At 43.1% G+C, this 209-nt stretch carries 1 pseudogene; it reads right to left on the reverse strand.

The features are described 5' to 3' along the window. A pseudogene (locus tag V6256_RS16185) lies at positions 1-209 on the reverse strand (glutamine amidotransferase-related protein); the annotation flags it as partial.

Below are 209 nucleotides of genomic sequence, written 5' to 3' on the forward strand. Positions count from 1 at the left end.
TGCATACCGTAACAGATACCTAATACAGGTACGGCTGCATTAAATACGTATTCAGGTGCTCGAGGAGATCCTTCAGCAATAACACTTTCAGGGCCACGAGCTAAGATAATCGCATTTGGATTGAATTCTTTGATGTGAGCTTCATGAACATCCCAGCTCCATTATTCACAGTATACAGCAATTTCACGAATACGGCGGGCAATTTGCTG

The sequence above is a fragment of the Psychromonas aquatilis genome (genome assembly GCF_038155185.1).
GTDB classification, from domain to species: Bacteria; Pseudomonadota; Gammaproteobacteria; order Enterobacterales; family Psychromonadaceae; genus Psychromonas; species Psychromonas aquatilis.